12 protein-coding genes are annotated in these 15776 nt (G+C 68.8%); 5 read left to right on the forward strand and 7 right to left on the reverse strand.

Annotated features, from left to right (window positions below; translation table 11 throughout):
* Positions 1-34 precede the first annotated feature (34 nt).
* From HUA78_RS14480 to HUA78_RS14505, 6 genes are all read right to left on the reverse strand, one after another.
* A complete protein-coding gene (locus tag HUA78_RS14480; protein WP_174476513.1) occupies positions 35-1189 on the reverse strand; it encodes a hypothetical protein in 1155 nt (384 codons plus the stop codon).
* A complete protein-coding gene (locus HUA78_RS14485) occupies positions 1186-3078 on the reverse strand; it encodes a hybrid sensor histidine kinase/response regulator (RefSeq protein ID WP_174476514.1) in 1893 nt (630 codons plus the stop codon). The genes HUA78_RS14480 and HUA78_RS14485 overlap by 4 nt, the downstream gene beginning before the upstream one ends.
* 94 nt (positions 3079-3172) lie before the next feature.
* Complete coding sequence (locus tag HUA78_RS14490) at positions 3173-4153, reverse strand: TIGR02757 family protein (protein ID WP_174476515.1); 981 nt, start codon at positions 4151-4153, stop codon at positions 3173-3175.
* 122 nt (positions 4154-4275) lie between these two features.
* A complete protein-coding gene (locus tag HUA78_RS14495) occupies positions 4276-6288 on the reverse strand; it encodes a M20/M25/M40 family metallo-hydrolase (protein ID WP_174476516.1) in 2013 nt (670 codons plus the stop codon).
* A gap of 177 nt (positions 6289-6465) precedes the next feature.
* Positions 6466-6963 carry a molybdenum cofactor biosynthesis protein B gene (locus HUA78_RS14500; RefSeq protein WP_141646326.1) on the reverse strand — a complete coding sequence of 166 codons (498 nt, stop codon included), beginning with the start codon at positions 6961-6963 and terminating at the stop codon, positions 6466-6468.
* A gap of 756 nt (positions 6964-7719) precedes the next feature.
* Complete coding sequence (locus HUA78_RS14505; protein WP_141646325.1) at positions 7720-8037, reverse strand: Rieske 2Fe-2S domain-containing protein; 318 nt, start codon at positions 8035-8037, stop codon at positions 7720-7722.
* A 78-nt stretch (positions 8038-8115) separates the two neighbouring features.
* Between HUA78_RS14505 and polX the strand changes: the two genes are divergently transcribed.
* From polX to HUA78_RS14530, 5 genes are all read left to right on the forward strand, one after another.
* Entirely contained in the window at positions 8116-9858 is a 1743-nt protein-coding gene (polX, locus tag HUA78_RS14510; protein WP_174455037.1) for a DNA polymerase/3'-5' exonuclease PolX, read from the forward strand.
* 19 nt (positions 9859-9877) lie between these two features.
* Positions 9878-10501 (forward strand): serine protease, encoded by a 624-nt coding sequence (locus HUA78_RS14515; RefSeq protein WP_174461956.1) that lies wholly within the window; start codon positions 9878-9880, stop codon positions 10499-10501.
* The gene (mrtX, locus tag HUA78_RS14520) at positions 10498-11223 is read left to right on the forward strand and encodes a myxosortase MrtX (RefSeq protein ID WP_174455035.1); all 726 of its coding nucleotides are present in this window, start codon (positions 10498-10500) and stop codon (positions 11221-11223) included. Before HUA78_RS14515 ends, mrtX begins: the two co-directional genes overlap by 4 nt.
* Positions 11224-11241: 18 nt before the next feature.
* Positions 11242-11880, forward strand: a complete 639-nt coding sequence (locus HUA78_RS14525; protein WP_254623711.1) for an RDD family protein — start codon at positions 11242-11244, stop codon at positions 11878-11880.
* 306 nt (positions 11881-12186) lie between these two features.
* Entirely contained in the window at positions 12187-14292 is a 2106-nt protein-coding gene (locus tag HUA78_RS14530; RefSeq protein ID WP_141646320.1) for a M4 family metallopeptidase, read from the forward strand.
* On the opposite strand, the gene HUA78_RS14535 is transcribed toward HUA78_RS14530, so the two are convergent.
* Positions 14289-15701, reverse strand: coding sequence for a S28 family serine protease (locus HUA78_RS14535; protein WP_174461955.1), 1413 nt, complete (start codon positions 15699-15701; stop codon positions 14289-14291). The genes HUA78_RS14530 and HUA78_RS14535 overlap by 4 nt on opposite strands.
* Positions 15702-15776 lie beyond the last annotated feature (75 nt).

A 15776-nucleotide genomic window follows, 5' to 3' on the forward strand; every position in this document is an offset into this window, starting at 1 on the left:
CTCGCCCGACGGTCGGTCGGGAATGGGGACCGCCTCACTCGTCCAGCAGGCTCGACCAGAAGCCCACCATCCGGACCACGTCCGCCGCCCCCGCCTTCCGGTCCACCTCCGCATGGCTGATGAGCGGCGTGGAGAGCTGGTGCACCTCCGTGTAGGGGCGCAATGCGTCCGCCAGCAGCACGGACTCCATGGCTGGAATCACCGTGTCCCCCGCGCCATGGAGCAGATACACGGGCGAGGCAGGCGCGGGAGACCTGCCCGGCGACATCGACGGGTCCGCGGCGAAGTCCCGGACGAGCGGCAGTAGCAGGGGACCCAGCGCCGCCACGTTCCGCGTATTCACGTACCCCATCAGCTTCGACGCCGGCTCGGGCATGCGGGTCTCCAGCACCCGCGCGTGGGCGAAGGTCACTTCCGCCAGCTTCTGGTCCTTCTGCGTCTGGTGTGAAGCGCGCAGGAAGGTCCGGATGCCCTCGCGCAGGGGCTCCACCTGCTCCGGGGGCACCAGCCGGTCCGCGACATTGAGCAGGATGATGACCACGCCATAGTCATGCGGCGCCAGGTGTGAACCGTCCGGCAACACCCCACTGCACAGAAAGGCCAGCACGCGGGGCAGGTCGCCATGCCCTCCGAAAGAGAGCGTGGAGGCGACCTTGTCTCGCAGCGCGGGACGCCCCGCCGCCACCACGGAGAGCCCTCCCGCGAAGCTGATGCCGAACAGGTCCACCTTCCCGCCAGGCGCCAGGTCCTCGCGGGCGGCGGTCCACAGGGCCGCGTCCTCGATGATGTCGGGAAGGCGCGCGGTGATTTCGTAGCGCAGGAGGTCCGGCGGCTCGGGGGTGAGGACCGTCTGCCCACCCGTGGCCAGGTCTTTGGCCAGCTTCACCAGCCGGGGCTCGTCGATGCCGTCGGCATGGACGCCCGAGGTCAACACCACCGTGCGCCCCCGGACCTCCCGTGGCCGATACAGCCGCGCACGCACGTCCCCGTGGCGCGTGGGGACAGTCAGCTCGCTGACCTCGAAGGGCCCGGTGCGCCATCGGGCCACGACCTCTGGAACCGAGCCCTCCATCCCCGCGGCGCGAACGACGAACGACAGGCCGCGCAGCCAGTCCATGCCCACCAGCACCACGCCCACCAGCACCACGACCAGGCCAAGGCCCAGGTTCCGCCGCGTCGCCCTCTTCATGGAAAGAGGTGCTCCACGAAGGTGCACAGGCGCTCGCGCTCGAAGGGCTTCTCCAACAGCCCTCTCGAATGGCGGCCCACGAACTCGCGCGCCTGCGCGGTGAAGGCCCCACCCGTCATCAAGCCCGTGCGCAGCACCAGCTCGGGCGCCAGTCGCTCCAGCTCCACCACGAAGTCCATTCCGCTCATGCCCGGCATCATCAAGTCACACAGGATGGCATCGAATCGCTCGCCCGTGGACAGCCGTCGCAACGCCTCGCGTGCGTCCTGCACCGCGTGGACCTCATACACGTCGCGCACCAGCCGGCTCACCGAGTTGCCCACGGACGGCTCGTCATCGATGAGCAGGAGCCTGCGGCGGACCAACGACGGCACCACCGCGCCGAGCACCGGCGATTCAGGCGCGGCGACCGTCCCGACCGAGAGCGCCGGCAACACCACGCGGAAGGTGCTTCCCCAATCCTGCGCGCTGCTCACCTCGATACGGCCCCCCATGGCCTGTACCAGCGTGAGACAGATGGACAGGCCCAGCCCCGTCCCCTCCCCCACCGAGCGCGTGGTGAAGAAGGGGTCGAAGATGCGCCGCTGGACTTCCGGCGCCATGCCCATCCCGTTGTCGGTGACCTCCAGCTCCACCTGCCCCACGCGTCCGGTGCGCAGGCTGACACGGACCCGGTTCTCCTCGACGGGACGCGGAGGAAGCGCCTGGAGGGCGTTCACCAACAGGTTCAGCACCACCTGCCCCAGCCGCACCTCGTTGCCGTGAATGGGCGGCACGCGCTCCAGCGTGCACACCACGCGCGCCCGGTGCGTCAGCTCGTTGCGCACCAACCGCAGCGCGCCCTCCACCGCGCGCAGCACGTCCACCGGACCGTGATGCTCCTCGTCCCCGCGAGCGAAGGTGCGCAGGTCCCGGACGATGGCGCAGACCCGTCCGGCTCCGTCGAGGGCGTCCGACACGACCTCTCGCAGCTCGGGCATTTGCTCCGAGGACAGCTCCTGCTGCGCCAGCAGGTCCCTCACGAACGCGAGGTTGGAGGTGACATAGGCCAGCGGGTTGTTGATTTCGTGCGCGACTCCGGCCGCCAGCGTGCCCACCGACGCCATCCGCTCGGCGAGCAGGAGCTGCGACTCCAGGCGCTTGCGGTCGGTGATGTCGCGGATGATGGCCACGAGGAACGTCTCTCCAGCGCCGCTGAACGTGGCCTTCTTCGTCACCAGCACCCGGGCCAGTCCCGTCCGGTCCGTGAGGGTCTCCTCCGTCTCGTCGGGGATACCCGAGCGGAACACCTGCTCGTCATTGCGCCAGAAGCTGTCCGCCTCGTGCGCGGGCACGAACTCGTGGTCGGAGCGGCCCAGCAAGGCCTCCGCGGGGTGCCCCATGAAGCGGCAGAAGGCGCTGTTGAGCGCCACCCAGCGGTGCTGCCGGTCCTTCACGAAGAGCGGCTCAGGCACCGCATCCAGCGCGCTGCGGAGGAACTCACAGGTGCGGCGAAGGGCCTGCAAATCCCGCTCGCCCGTCTCCGTCTCCATGCGCCGGCGCAAGGCCGCCAGTCGCGCGCCCCAGCCCGTCGCCGGGGAGGCCACGCACTCGTCGGCTCCGGCCTCCGCCATCGCCTGCGTCTCCGCGTCCGCGCGCGTCGTGAGCACCACCAGGTGCGTACGAGCCGAAACCCGGAGTGCGTGGAGTCGACTCACGTCCGCGAGCACGTCCTCCAGCGGGCCCCCTGAATCCCACGTCACCAGGAGCCCCTCCTCCACCGGAGAGGCAATCACATCGGTGCCCGTCACGCACAACACGTGGCAGTGCTGTCCCGCTCCCGATGCGCGAACGCCGCGCTCCACTGCTTCCGCCACCGCCGGAGGCACCGCCACCAGTGTTGCGAGCACCGCTTCACGCTCCTCGGCCCGGGGAGGCCTCGATGTCCCCATCAAGAAGACACGGAGACACCCGACCGGATTGCAGCGCTCCAGCGCCCCACGGTCAACGACGTTCCCTGCGCGACACCGAGGAACCCCGCGGTCGCGAGGCACCAGGGACCCGACGGGTCGCCGCCGCCACCACGCGCGGCCCCACGAGGCAGGCGCCCAGGAGCGGACAGCGCTCGCAGTTCTCCGGCACCGGCTGCGCCGGGCACGCCCCACTCATCCCATAGTGGCAGAGCGCGAAGTCGTACCGGACGGGGTCTTCCGCATCCAGGGCCCGCAGCGACGCCGTCACCTCCTCCGCCGTGCGCCAGGTCAAATCCTTGCGACGTGTCAGGCCCAGGTGCCCGGCGATACGGCCGATGTGCGTGTCCAACGGAATCATCAGGACCGAGGGTGCGACCCGCTTCCAGATGCCGAAGTCGACCGCGTCCGGGCCTCGGACCATCCACCGCAGGAACAGGTTCAGCCGCTTGGCGGCGCCCGGCCCCAGCGGGGAAGGCAGCAGGTGGTGGAGCCCTCGCTCGGGTCCCATCGCCGCGCGCAAGGGCTCGAGCGGCACGCGCCGCAGCGCGGTGGTGAAGGCGCCCAGCGCGCCATGCAGACTCCCCTCGGCCGCGAGTCCCTGGACGAAGAGGGACTCCAAATCTCCATGCTCCCGCAGCGCGCGTCCCATGCCCAACAGCAACACCGCGACGTCGGTGCCCACGTTGAAGCGATAGACGAAGCCGTCCAGCAGCGCCTTCGCTCCCGGAATGTCGAGCGCGCGCACGAACGCCGCGGGAGACGGCCCCATGCGCTGGAGCAGCGAGTCCACCTTGGGACGGAACAGGTCCGCGCGGCCATAGGCCAGCGCGCAGGCGAGCAGCGCGCTCACCTCGATATCGCGAGCGTCTTTGTAGCGGTGGGGGAACTCCACCGGGTCGAACCCGATGCGGGCCCGGGCATCCGTGGAGGCCAGGAAGGCGTCGAGCCGGGGGCGCAGGTGCTCGGCCGCCCGGGGGCTCAGGCCGGGATTCGACTTCGAGCGGCGTGTCACGTCGGGGCTCCCAAATGCTCCTGGAACGGCGGCCCGCCGCCCACGCTTCCCGAGACCTGGCGTCCCGGGAGTCCACGCCCCCTTCCGAACCGGGAAGGGGGCGCGGGGGGCATCCTATGTGGCTACGGGCTCACGGCGAACACGATGTCGTCGTGGTCGTCGTACGAGGTGGTCCCGCAGGGCGCCGCGCTGCCGTTGTAGCGGAAGCGGGCGCGCACGGCCTGCAGCGTGCCGGCGGGCAGCGTGTACGTGGCGGTCAGCGTCTGCTGGCCGGTCGCCACCGGGGCGACGGTGGCGATCTTCGTCCACACCGGGCTGTTGGCGTTCGCCGTGTAGTACAGGTCCAGCTTGTCCGGCCGGATGGCGAAGACCCACACGGTGGCCTCCACGCGCACCGTCTGGCCCGCCGCGAAGGGCGCGCCGCTGACGGTGGACACCCGGATGCGGTCGTTCGACTCGTCGGCGTGGTACGCGCCGGAGAGGCCGTCCGCGCAGGAGTTGTTGATGGTGTTGGGAGCGTGAAGCTCGGGCCCCAGGCCGGCGCGGCCGTTGAGCAGCGTGGTGGAGTCACACACGTTGCCCACGTTGGAGCAGCGCGGCACGCGCAGCACCGTGTCGTAGATGGCGTTGCTGGAGGCGTTGCTGCTGGTGACGGAGATGGAGGTGCTGTTGGCGGTGTTGCCGATGAGGTCGTAGGCCTTCGCCACCACGGTGTGGCTGCCGTTCGCGACGGCGGCGGAGTTCCACGAGGCCGAGTACGGAGACGCGGTGGCGGTGCCCACGACGTTGCCGTCCACCAGGAACTCCACGCGGCCGATGCCGGTGTTGTCCGCGGCGGTGGCGGAGAGCGTGACGCTGCCGGACACGGTGGCGCCATCCGAGGGGGCCGTGAGGCTCACGGTGGGCGGCTCGCTGTCGGCGAGGTTCGCGGTGCCCTTGGCGAGCTCCGCCACGTACGCGCCCGCGACCTTCGCGAACTTGAGCGCGTGCGTCGCGGTGTTGTTGCTCTTCGCCAGCGTGTCGCTGGAGGTGTGGATGAGGTTGTTGTGCTGGCCCATCAGCGCCTCGAACGGAATCGACGCGGCGAAGCCCGCGTTCGTCCACGAGGCGTGGTCCGAGCACGCGTAACCGCACGTGGAGTTCGCCGCCTGCACGCCCGGGACATAGGCGGAGATGAGGCTGGTGATGAAGGTGTTCTGCGCCGCGTTCGTGAAGTCCGTCATCAGCGCGACGTCGATGGTGGAGCCCTTGAAGTTCGTCATGTCGAGCTGCAGCGCGCCAATGACGTTGGCTCCCTGGTTCTTGTGCTGGTCGGCGATTTCCTTGGAGCCACGCAGGCCCACTTCCTCGGCGGCGTAGGCCATGAACTTCACCGTCTTGGCCGGGTGGTAGCCGTTGGCCATGGCCACGCGGATGACCTCGGTGAGGGTGGCGATGCCGGACGCGTCATCATCCGCGCCGGGGGCATTGCCGGAGGAGCTGGTGGAGTCCAGGTGACCGCCCACGACGACGATCTCCGACGGCGTCTCCGTGCCGGTGATGGTGAGGATGACGGACGGCTGCGCCCACGCCGCGTGGGTGAACAGTTGGACGGTGACGTCACCACCCGTCTGCGCACGCGCTCCCGCGTAACCTTCCCACAGGCCCTTGAGCCAGTTCGCCGCCTGCACGCCCGTCGCGGACGTGTAGTAGCGCGTGGCGTAGCTGGAGAGGTGGGTGATGTTCGCCAGGATGTTCGCCTCGGTCATACTCCCGAGCAGCGTGTTGACGACCGGGCCGTTGTCCAGCGTGTACGTGACCGCCAGAGGGCTGAGCTGCGTCTGGCCGACACTCGCGAGGGCCGCGAGGGCCTCCGCCTCCGTGTCGTGGTAGACGAAACCACCACAGCGGTTGAGCTTGTCGTGCATCACCCGGGAGACCCGGTTGATTTCCGACTCGGGCAGCTTCAGCGCGACGACGTCGCCCTTCTGCCCTGCAAGTGAGGGAACCTTCGCCCCCGCGACGATGAACGCGGCGTTCACCTCCGACAGCGCGTCCGAGCCGAGAGTGATCCACACCTCTCGCTCCGACGCCTTCGCGAACGCCGAGACACAACCGAGCATCAACACCAACGAAGCCAATCGCTTCATGTGCATGGGGCTCCTCCTCTTTCGGGAGGTCTGCTTTGTGGGGGACGACCTGCAAACCTATTCGCGACAGAGCAGCGAATGTTGACTACTCTGCGTAAACGTTGCCTGCGGGTCAATCCTCAAACCAGCCCCAATACAGAAAAACCGTATCAACGGCCAAACGCCAGAATTCCCGGATGTTGATTATCGAGTGAGTTCCCGCACCGCGTGGCCCAGTTCCGGGAGGATGAGCGCGTCCAGGGCCAGTCGCGCGGCCTGGGGCGAGCCGGGAAGCGCGAAAATTATCATTCCTTGATACGTGCCTGCGGTCGCCCGGGACATCATCGCGGGGCTGCCAATCTGTCGGTACGACAGCATGCGGAACAGCTCGCCGAAGCCGGGCAGCTCCTTCTCAAACAAAGCCCGCAGCGTCTCCACGGTGGTGTCGCGCCGGCCAATCCCGGTGCCACCCGTGAAGAGGATGGCCCGAGCGCCCGAGGCCTGGGCCTCCGCCACCGCGGCCCGGATGGCCTCCGGCTCGTCCTTCACGACGACGTATCCCGCGATGCCGTGGCCCGCGGCCTCCAGCCCTTCACGAAGAACCTTGCCGCTCGCGTCACGCGCGGCGTCACGGCTGTCCGAGCACGTCACGATGAAGGCGCTGACGTGGACCGGCGCACGCGACTTGTGCTCCCGCGGCACGTTCCCTTCCGCGGCATCAGGGGTGTGGCCATGGTCGTGTGAATGTGAGTGGCCATGCCCCCCGTGGCCGTGGTCATGACCCGCGTGCCCGTGCGAGTGGCCGTGGTCGTGGCCCCCGTGCTCGTGCGTGTGTCCGTGGTCGTGGCCCCCGTGCTCGTGCGTGTGTCCGTGGTCGTGGCCCCCGTGCTCGTGCGCATGGGAGTGGTCATGGCCCCCATGCTCGTGCGAGTGGCCGTGGTCATGGCCTCCTTGCTCGTGCGAGTGGCCGTGCTCGTGGCCCCCGTGCTCGTGCGCATGGGAGTGGTCATGCCCGTGGGCACGGGGGTGGTCATGCTCGTGGGCATGGGAGTGGTCATGCTCGTGCTTGTGGGCATGGCCCTCGTGCCCGTGGCCGTGGTCATGCCCGTGCTCGTGGCCCTCGTGCTTGTGGGCATGGCCCTCGTGCCCGTGGCCGTGGTCATGCCTGTGCTCGTCGCCCTCGTGCGCATGGGCATGGTCGTGGGCATCGCCCTCGTGGCCGTGGTCATGCCCGTGCTCGTGCGGGTGCTCATGCGCGTGGGTGTGCTCGTGCGCGTGGGACTGCCCGTCGCCGTGCTCATGGGGGTGGCTGTGCCCGTGCTCATGCTTGTGTGCATGAGTGCGCACAGGGTCATTCCCGTGAGCGTGGCCGTGGTCATGCCCGTGTCCGTCGCCATGACGGGGGTCATGGTCGTGTCCGTCGTGTGCCATGAAGAGGACTCCGTTGCGTCTGGTGCTTCAGGAATTGTCGGGGAGGTCGACGACGAGGGCGCCGTCCTGGACCTCGACCGTCACTGTCGGCTGGTCGTCACAGACCCCCGGGGAGGTCTCGTTCCGGCCCGTATCCATGTCGAAGCCGACCTCATGACACGGGCAGACAACGAGGTTGTCCTCGAGGCGACCTCCGGACAGCAGGCACCCCGCGTGGTTGCACCAATCATCAAGGCCCTTGTATCGGCCGTGAATCTTCGCGATGCAGACGTTGCGCTTGCCCACTTCGTAGCCGCGCATTTCCTTCTCGGCGAAGTCCGCCGGTCCGAGCTTGATCTTCGTCATCGCCGTCCTTTTCCCATAACGAGGAGCGGCCTGCATCCCCGTTCCCCGGGCATTACCTTCCTCCGCGTGACTCCAGCCGTGACCGCTCCCATCGTCGACAAAGCCACCGTTGCCCAGGTCCTCCGGGACATCTCCCTGCTACTCCAGCTCCAGGGCGAGAATGGCTTCCGCTCTCGCGCCTACGACATGGGGGCCGACCGCATCCTCGGCCTTACCCAGGACCTGGGCGCCATCGTCTCGGAAGGACGCCTGGAGAGCCTCCCGGGCATCGGCCCCGCGCTCGCCGAGAAGATCTCCGAGCTGGTGACCACCGGACGGATGACCTACTTCGAGGACCTGCGGGCGAAGTTCCCCCCAGGCCTGCTGGAGCTGATGAAGCTGCCGGACATCGGCCCGCGCAAGGTCGCCGCGCTCTGGAAGGAGCTGGGCATCGGCTCCGTCGAGGAGCTCGAAGCGGCCTGCCGCGAGGGCCGCGTGCGCGAGCTCAAGGGCTTCGGAGCGAAGAGCGAGGCGAAGATTCTGGAGGGCATCGCCCTGTTCCGGCGCGCTCGCGGCGAGCGCAAGCTCCTGGGAGACGTGCTCCCCATCGCCGAGGCCCTGCTGGAGCGCGTGCGCGCCTCGCCCGGCGTGGTGCGCGCGAGCCTGGGTGGCAGCGTGCGCCGCCGCGCGGAGACGGTGTCGGACGTGGACATCATCGCCTCGGCCGCGGTCGCCGGGCCCGTGCTGGACGCCCTGGCCACCTCGCCCGGTGTCGCCACCGTGCTCGGCAAGGGCGACAGCAAGTGCTCCGTGCGCATGGAGGCGGGAGACCTCCAGGTGGACCTGCGCGTCCTGCCGGACGAGGACTTCGCCACCGCCCTGCATCACTTCACCGGCTCCAAGGCCCACCACATCCGCTTGCGCAACCTGGGCCACGAGCGGGGCATGAAGATCTCCGAGTGGGGCGTGCACCGCGACGACGGCACTAAGCTTCAGGTGAACGACGAAGCGGCGCTCTACGCGCTGCTCGACATGCAGTTCGTCCCCCCGGAGCTGCGCGAGGACAATGGCGAAGTGGAGGCCGCGCGCGCGGGGAAGCTCCCCACCGACCTGGTCACGATGGACGACGTCCAGGGCGCGGTCCACGCGCACAGCACCTGGTCGGACGGACGCAACTCGCTGGAGGAGATGGCGCTCGCCGCGAAGGCGCTGGGCCTGAAGTACCTCACCATCACCGAGCACAGCGAGGCGGCCATCTACGCGGGCGGCCTCAAGGTGGAGGCGCTCAAGCGCCAGTGGGAGGAGATCGACCGCGTCAACGAAGCGGTGCCCGGCATGCGACTGCTCAAGGGCATCGAGGTGGACATCCTGGAGTCCGGCGCGCTCGACTATGACGACAAGGTGCTGGAGCAACTCGAGGTCGTCATCGCCTCCATCCACGTGCGCCACGGCATGGACGAAGAACAGATGACGCGCAGGGTGCTCACCGCGATGGACAACCCGCACCTGCACATCCTCGGACACCCCACCGGCCGCCTCATCCAGAGCCGCGAGCCCTACCCGCTCCGGATGGAGGACATCCTGGAGCACGCCGCGAAGCGCGGGGTGTCGGTGGAGATCAACGGCAAGCCCGCACGGCTGGACATCAAGGCCGAGTATGTCCGGAAGGCCACCCAGCTCGGCGTGAAGCTGGTGGTCAGTTGCGACGCCCACCGCAAGGAGGACCTCGGCAACCTGGCCTATGCCGTGGCCACCGCGCGGCGCGGCTGGGCCCGAAAGCAGGACGTATTGAACACGCTGCCGGCGGAACGCTTCCTCACCGCGCTGCGCGCCGGGCGGTGATAGGCTGCGGCGCGCGCCGATGTCCCGCCTGTCTCCGCTCGCCCTCGCACTGTGTCTCGTCACCCTGCCCGCCGCCTCGGCGGACCCGGGGCGGCCCTCGCGCGCCGACCTCCAGCGGGTGCTGGAGCAGCACAGCCGCTCGGTGGTGAAGGTGAGCGGTCCCCGACGCGCCGGCCCGGGCATCTTCGTGGGCACCGCGGGGCAGGTGCTCACTTCCATGGACCCCGTGGGCCTGGAGTACGTGGGCATGAACGTCGCCACGGTGGAGCACGGGGGGCAGGCCCTGCCCGCGCGGGTGTTGCTCGCCAACGTGGCGCTGAAGGTCGCCGTCGTCGCCGCGCCAGATGGCGCCTACCCCGCCGTGCCCGTGCGCCTCCTCAAGGAGGGCGACAGCCTGGCGGGGCGCTGGGTGGTGGGCGTCATCCCTGGCGCCCGGAATCGCCCCGCGAAGCCCGAAGCGGCCCAGGCCGCGCGCGCACCGGCGCCCTTCTATGATGTCCCCCTGGCCCTGCCCCCCGGCAGTCCCCTGTTCGACGCGGACGGGCGACTGGTGGCGGTGGTGGTGCAACGCACCCGGAGCGGCTGCAGGGTGCTCCCCCTGGGCGAGGTGAAGCTCACCCTCACCTCCGCGAACGAGCCATGAGTCAAACGGTGGCGACCCCCTGGCGTCCCAACGCCGTGCAGGAAGCCGTGGGCCTGTGGGCCCTGGGCTTCGCGGGCATCATCGCCGCGTTCCTCATCTTCGGCGGCACCAGCATCCCCAAACTGGTGGCGACGGTGGGCTTCCTCTACCTGCCCCTCATCCCCATGCGCTGGCGGGACGAGGACTACCGCGACTACGGCCTGTCCCTGCGCGCGTGGCGCGAGGACGTGCGCCTGTTCCTGTTGTTCTCCGCGGTGGTGGGCCCGCTCTTCTTCCTGGCGTTCGCCGGCTTCGCGGAGCTGTTGCCGCACCTGCCCGAGACACTCGCGCGCCACCTCACGCCGCTGGGCGGAGAGGCCCACTTCCGCCTCCGGCTGCCTCCGCGCTTCGGGGAGTGGGTGGTGGATCAACTCTTCGTCGTGGCGCTGCCCGAGGAGTTCTTCTACCGGGGCTATCTGCAGACGCGCCTGCGCGACGCGTGGCCGCAGGGGCGCAAGTTCCTGGGCGTGCGGCTGGGCCCCGCCTTCTGGGTGACCGCGGTGCTGTTCGCCCTGGGGCACCTGGCCATCTTCCAGGCGTGGCGCCTGTCCGTCTTCTTCCCCGCCCTGCTGTTCGGATGGATGCGCGAGCGCACCGGCACCGTCGTGGGCGCCGCGCTGTTTCACGCGGCCTGCAACCTCTTCGTGCGAGTGCTCGAGGTCTCGTTCTTCGGCGGGCCCTGAGCCCCGCCTGGAGCCGCCATGTCTTCATTGGACCCCGCGACGAGCCCATCGCTCGACGCCCGCTGTGCCTTCCACCCGGAGATGACCGCCACCGCCGCTTGCCAGCGCTGTGGCACCTTCGCGTGCCACGACTGCCTGCGGTGGGCGCGCGACGGGCGGCGCTACTGCGGCTTCTGCGCGGTGAGGGCCCTGCCACCGCTGGCCTCCCGGGCAGACCGCTTCCTCGCCAACCTGGTGGACTCCATCGTCGTCTTCGTCCCCTTCACCGTGGGACTCGTCATGATGGCGCTCACCGAAGACCTGCCGGGCCGGGAGCTCTTCTCGCTCGTCTTCCTGCTGGGCGGAGTCCTCGGCTCCCTCCTGCTGTGCGGCGTGCAGCTCTACCTCGCGGCGAAGAACGGACAGAGCCTGGGCAAGCGCTGGCGCCACATCCGCGTGGTGAGGATGGACGGGAGCCATGTTTCACTCGTCCGAATCCTCCTCTTGCGAAACCTGCTCCCCAGCATCCTGAACCAGCTGCTGTGCGTGTCTGGCCTTGCCGACGCGCTCTGCATCTTCCGGGAGGACCGGCGCTGCATCCACGACTACCTGGCGGACACCCAGGTCATCCAGGTCCCCGAGCACGAGCGCACCGGAACCCCGTCCTACCGGGGCTGATCCACCCCAGCTCCCCGGAAACCCTCATTTCTCCCCCTTTGGGGGTGGAAAAATGCCGGGATAATTCACCGTTAATTCCCGGGAGCCCCGCCCACGAGTCGGCTCGGACTCCACCCACAGCCCCCTCCGATTCCACCCCTGGAAGAACGAGACACACCTCCAGTCTCACAAGAGGGCTGAAATCACTGAAACACTGGCAAAAATAAGCGGAGAAAGCGGGGATGGCGCGTCGCAGCACTGAGATCCGAAACTCCATGTGACGTCAGCGCGACAATCCTGGCATCCCCCGCTGTCAATGAGCTTCGAATGACCATCCGCCGAGTCGACACCAAGCCCGTCAGCGTCCGTCCCGCAACCACCGAGGCCCAGCCGAAGAACACGGCGAAGGCCGCCACCCCGCTGACCACCAAGGACGGCTTCGGCCCCTCGGCGCGTCCCACGGAGCTGGCGCGTGCGGAGAAGACGCTGACCCAGGCCCCCGCTGGTCCTGGCCGGATCGCGCTGACCAGCCCCGAGGCGCAGCAGGCCGTGCAGGCCTCGCTGAACCACATCAACCCGTTGAAGGGCGCGCAGACGCTGCTGCCCCAGCCCACCACGTTCGTTCCCGCCAACGTCGAGCGCGACGCGCTCGGCATGACGCACGTCCGCCTGGACCGCGTTCACGAGGGCGTGAAGGTCTTCGGTGAGCAGATCATCTCCCACCTGGACAAGGACGGGAAGGTCACCGGCGTCACCGGCGAGCAGTCCACGGTGCCGGCGGGCCTGGGCCGCGAGCTGCCCAAGCTGAACACGCAGTCCGCCATCGACATCGCGCGCAAGGAGTTCGGCCTGAAGCCGGACAAGCAGCCGAACGCCGAGCGGGTCATCTACCAGGACAAGGCCGGCGAGTATCACTCCGCGTACCGCGTCCAGATGCAGGCGATCGAGGGCCAGGACCGCCCCCAGAAGATGAACTACCTGGTGGATGCGAACACCGGGAAGGTCTTCGAGTCCTTCAACGAGATTGGCGGGTTCTACGGTTCGAACCGCGCGGCCCCCAAGGGCGCGGCGGCTCCCGAGCCCATCACCGCGACGTCCACCACGAAGACGGAGATCGCCGACCAGGGCACCGTCACGTCGAAGATCGCGTTCGACAAGGACGTGACCATCGACAAGCTGAAGCTGGACCTGGACATCGCCCACACGTTCAAGGGCGACCTGAAGGTCACGCTGACCAGCCCCTCCGGCACGAGCGCCGTGGTGCACGACCGCAAGGGCGGCAGCACGGACGACGTGAAGGGCTCGTTCGACCTGAGCGCGTTCGCCGGTGAGAGCGCCAAGGGCGAGTGGACGCTGACCGTCGAGGACAAGGCCCGGCTGGACAAGGGCACGCTGAACGGCTGGGGCGTGAGCATCACCCCGACGGAGACCACGCCCCCCGTCGAGGAGCCCACCAACAAGACGGTGGACGACACCTCGCTGTACAGCGGCAAGGTCGCGCTGGAGACCACGAAGGGCGCGGACGGCAAGTACACGCTCGAGGACGGCACGCGCGGCAAGGGCGTGAACACCTACGACGCGATGAACAAGACGACGGCGTCGGGCAAGACGCAGATCACCGACGACAACAACGTCTGGGGCGAGGCCTCCGACGGCCCGCGCACCAAGGCGGCCGTGGACGCGCACTACGGCGCGGAGATGACCTACGATTTCTACAAGGAAATCCTGGGCCGTGACTCCATCGACGGCGCGGGCGAGGCGCTCAACTCCTTCGTCCACGTGCGCACCAACTACGTCAACGCGTTCTGGGACGGCACGAAGATGAGCTACGGCGACGGAGACGGCAAGACGTCCGGCCCGCTCACCGCGCTGGACATCGCCGGCCACGAGATCACCCACGGCCTGACGGAGCGCACCGCCGGCCTCATCTACCGCAACGAGTCCGGTGGTCTGAACGAGGCGTTCAGCGACATCATGGGCGCGGGCGTGGAGTGGTACGCGTCCACGAAGAACCCCGAGGTGAAGTTCAACTGGACGGTGGGCGAGACCGCCTGGACGCCGACGAACGGCTCCAACGAGGACGGCCTGCGCTACATGAACGACCCGAAGAAGGACGGGTACTCCATCGACAACTACAAGGACTACCCGAAGCAGACGGAAGTCCACGGGTCGAGCGGTATCGCGAACAACGCCTTCTACCTGCTGGCGAACGGCGGCACGAACAGCACGTCCAAGCTCGAGGTCAAGGACGGCATCGGCATGGACAAGGGCCTGAAGATCTACTACCGCGCCCTGGCCCACTACATGACGCCGAACACCACGTTCGCCCAGGCCCGCGCCGCGACCATCACCGCGGCCACGGACCTGTACGGCGCGGACTCGGCCGAGGTGGCGAAGGTCAAGGAGAGCTGGACCGCCGTCGGCGTGAACTAACGCTGACGTGAGCGCGGAGGGCGGGGACCGAACTCCTCGCCCTCTGGCTCCAGCCGCCACGACAGTGATTGCAGCCCCGAGGCCTGGGGACTCACGCCAGCCCACTGGTGCAAGAGTTCCCGGGCCTCGTTGCGTTCAGCCTCCGGCAGCTGCGAGATGCGCGCGCCGTGATTGCCTCCCGCCACCGTGTAGAGCACGGCCTCGCGAGCCCCACCCAGCTCGTACGCCGCCGCGCTCCACGGGTCATGGCCGCCGTAGATGAACATCAGCCGCTCGCCCTGGGTGGACACCCAGTCCTGGATGTCCGGCATCGCCTCCGGACGGAACACGGGGCTCAGGCCGGGCGGGACGTACACCGCGGGCACGTCGGTGCCCGGATGCTGGAGCTGGCTGGCCAGGTGGACCTCGAAGGGCCTCGGGTGCCCCAGCTCCACGGCGGCCTGGTAGAAATACGGGCCATAGGCCTCCACGTCCGCGTCGGAGAAGAAGTCGAGCCCCACGCGCCCGTCCAGCTCGTCCATGAGCGCGGAGTCGCTCGCTGAGTCGTTCGGCACGGTGTTGCAGCGCGCGAGGCTGTCGTACTGCCAGAAGTAGAAGTAGTGCTCGATGATGGCGTGCTCGAAGGCTCGCTCCCGGCCCAGGTGCTGGAAGGTGAGGCCGCGCTGCTGGGCCCTCGCGTCCATCAGCGGCAGCAGGGCCGTGCGCCGGTCCAGGGCCGCGCGCTGGAAGGACTTCAGCCGCTCCCGACACGCCGCCTCGCCCACGGACTCCTGGAAGGTGATGAAGCGGTCATCGTCGAAGCGGGCGATGGGCGCCACGTAGGCCACCGTCGCGTCCACGTCCTGGGGATGGAAGCGGCGGAAGAACACCATCGTCTCGCCCCCCTTGCTCGCGCCCGTCGAAATCCACCGCAGGGGATACACCGGCTTGAACGCCTCGACGATGCGATGGAAGTCGTCCGCGGACTGCCGGATGGTGAGCTGGCTCCAGTCCGTTGGCGTGGGGCGGCTCGGCCCGAAGTAGCGATGCTCCACGGAGAGCTGATTGGCGTCGAGCAATTGCGTGGGCTCGCGCCGCGACGGCTCCGTGGAGACGAAGTAGCCCCCCGAGTAGAGCACCATGGGACTGGAGCGCGAGATGTGCAGCAGCGTCAAACGCTGGCGGAAGCGCTGGCCGTCCGGATGGGCATGGTCCACCGGCTGCTCGAACTCCATGACGAAGAAGCGGTGGTTCGGCAGCTGCGGGCCCGCGGGCTCCTCGCGCACCGTGAGGCCGGGGATGCGGGCCAGTTGCACGAGGACGTCCTCTTCCGTCGGCGGCTCTCCCCCGTTGTCACAGGCCGACAGCAGACACAGAAGCAGGACGGATGCGAAACGCCCGCGGCGCAAGAGGGGCTCGGCGAAAGACATGGCGCTCCAGTTCCTGCCGGGCACCACCGCCTGCGAGATGCGAGCACGGGAGTCCGGCGCGTGACGCTGAGGCTA

It is taken from the genome of Myxococcus sp. CA033 (assembly GCF_013336625.1).
GTDB classification, from domain to species: domain Bacteria; phylum Myxococcota; class Myxococcia; order Myxococcales; family Myxococcaceae; genus Myxococcus; species Myxococcus llanfairpwllgwyngyllgogerychwyrndrobwllllantysiliogogogochensis.

Excerpts from the sequence above, each read along its gene's own strand:
- HUA78_RS14480 (WP_174476513.1), bottom strand. The coding sequence starts at position 1,189 with ATGAAGAGGGCGACGCGGCGGAACCTGGGCCTTGGCCTGGTCGTGGTG.
- HUA78_RS14495 (WP_174476516.1), bottom strand. The coding sequence starts at position 6,288 with ATGCACATGAAGCGATTGGCTTCGTTGGTGTTGATGCTCGGTTGTGTC.
- HUA78_RS14505 (WP_141646325.1), bottom strand. The coding sequence starts at position 8,037 with ATGACGAAGATCAAGCTCGGACCGGCGGACTTCGCCGAGAAGGAAATG.
- HUA78_RS14515 (WP_174461956.1), top strand. The coding sequence starts at position 9,878 with ATGTCCCGCCTGTCTCCGCTCGCCCTCGCACTGTGTCTCGTCACCCTG.
- mrtX (WP_174455035.1), top strand. The coding sequence starts at position 10,498 with ATGAGTCAAACGGTGGCGACCCCCTGGCGTCCCAACGCCGTGCAGGAA.
- HUA78_RS14525 (WP_254623711.1), top strand. The coding sequence starts at position 11,242 with ATGTCTTCATTGGACCCCGCGACGAGCCCATCGCTCGACGCCCGCTGT.
- HUA78_RS14530 (WP_141646320.1), top strand. The coding sequence starts at position 12,187 with ATGACCATCCGCCGAGTCGACACCAAGCCCGTCAGCGTCCGTCCCGCA.
- HUA78_RS14535 (WP_174461955.1), bottom strand. The coding sequence starts at position 15,701 with ATGTCTTTCGCCGAGCCCCTCTTGCGCCGCGGGCGTTTCGCATCCGTC.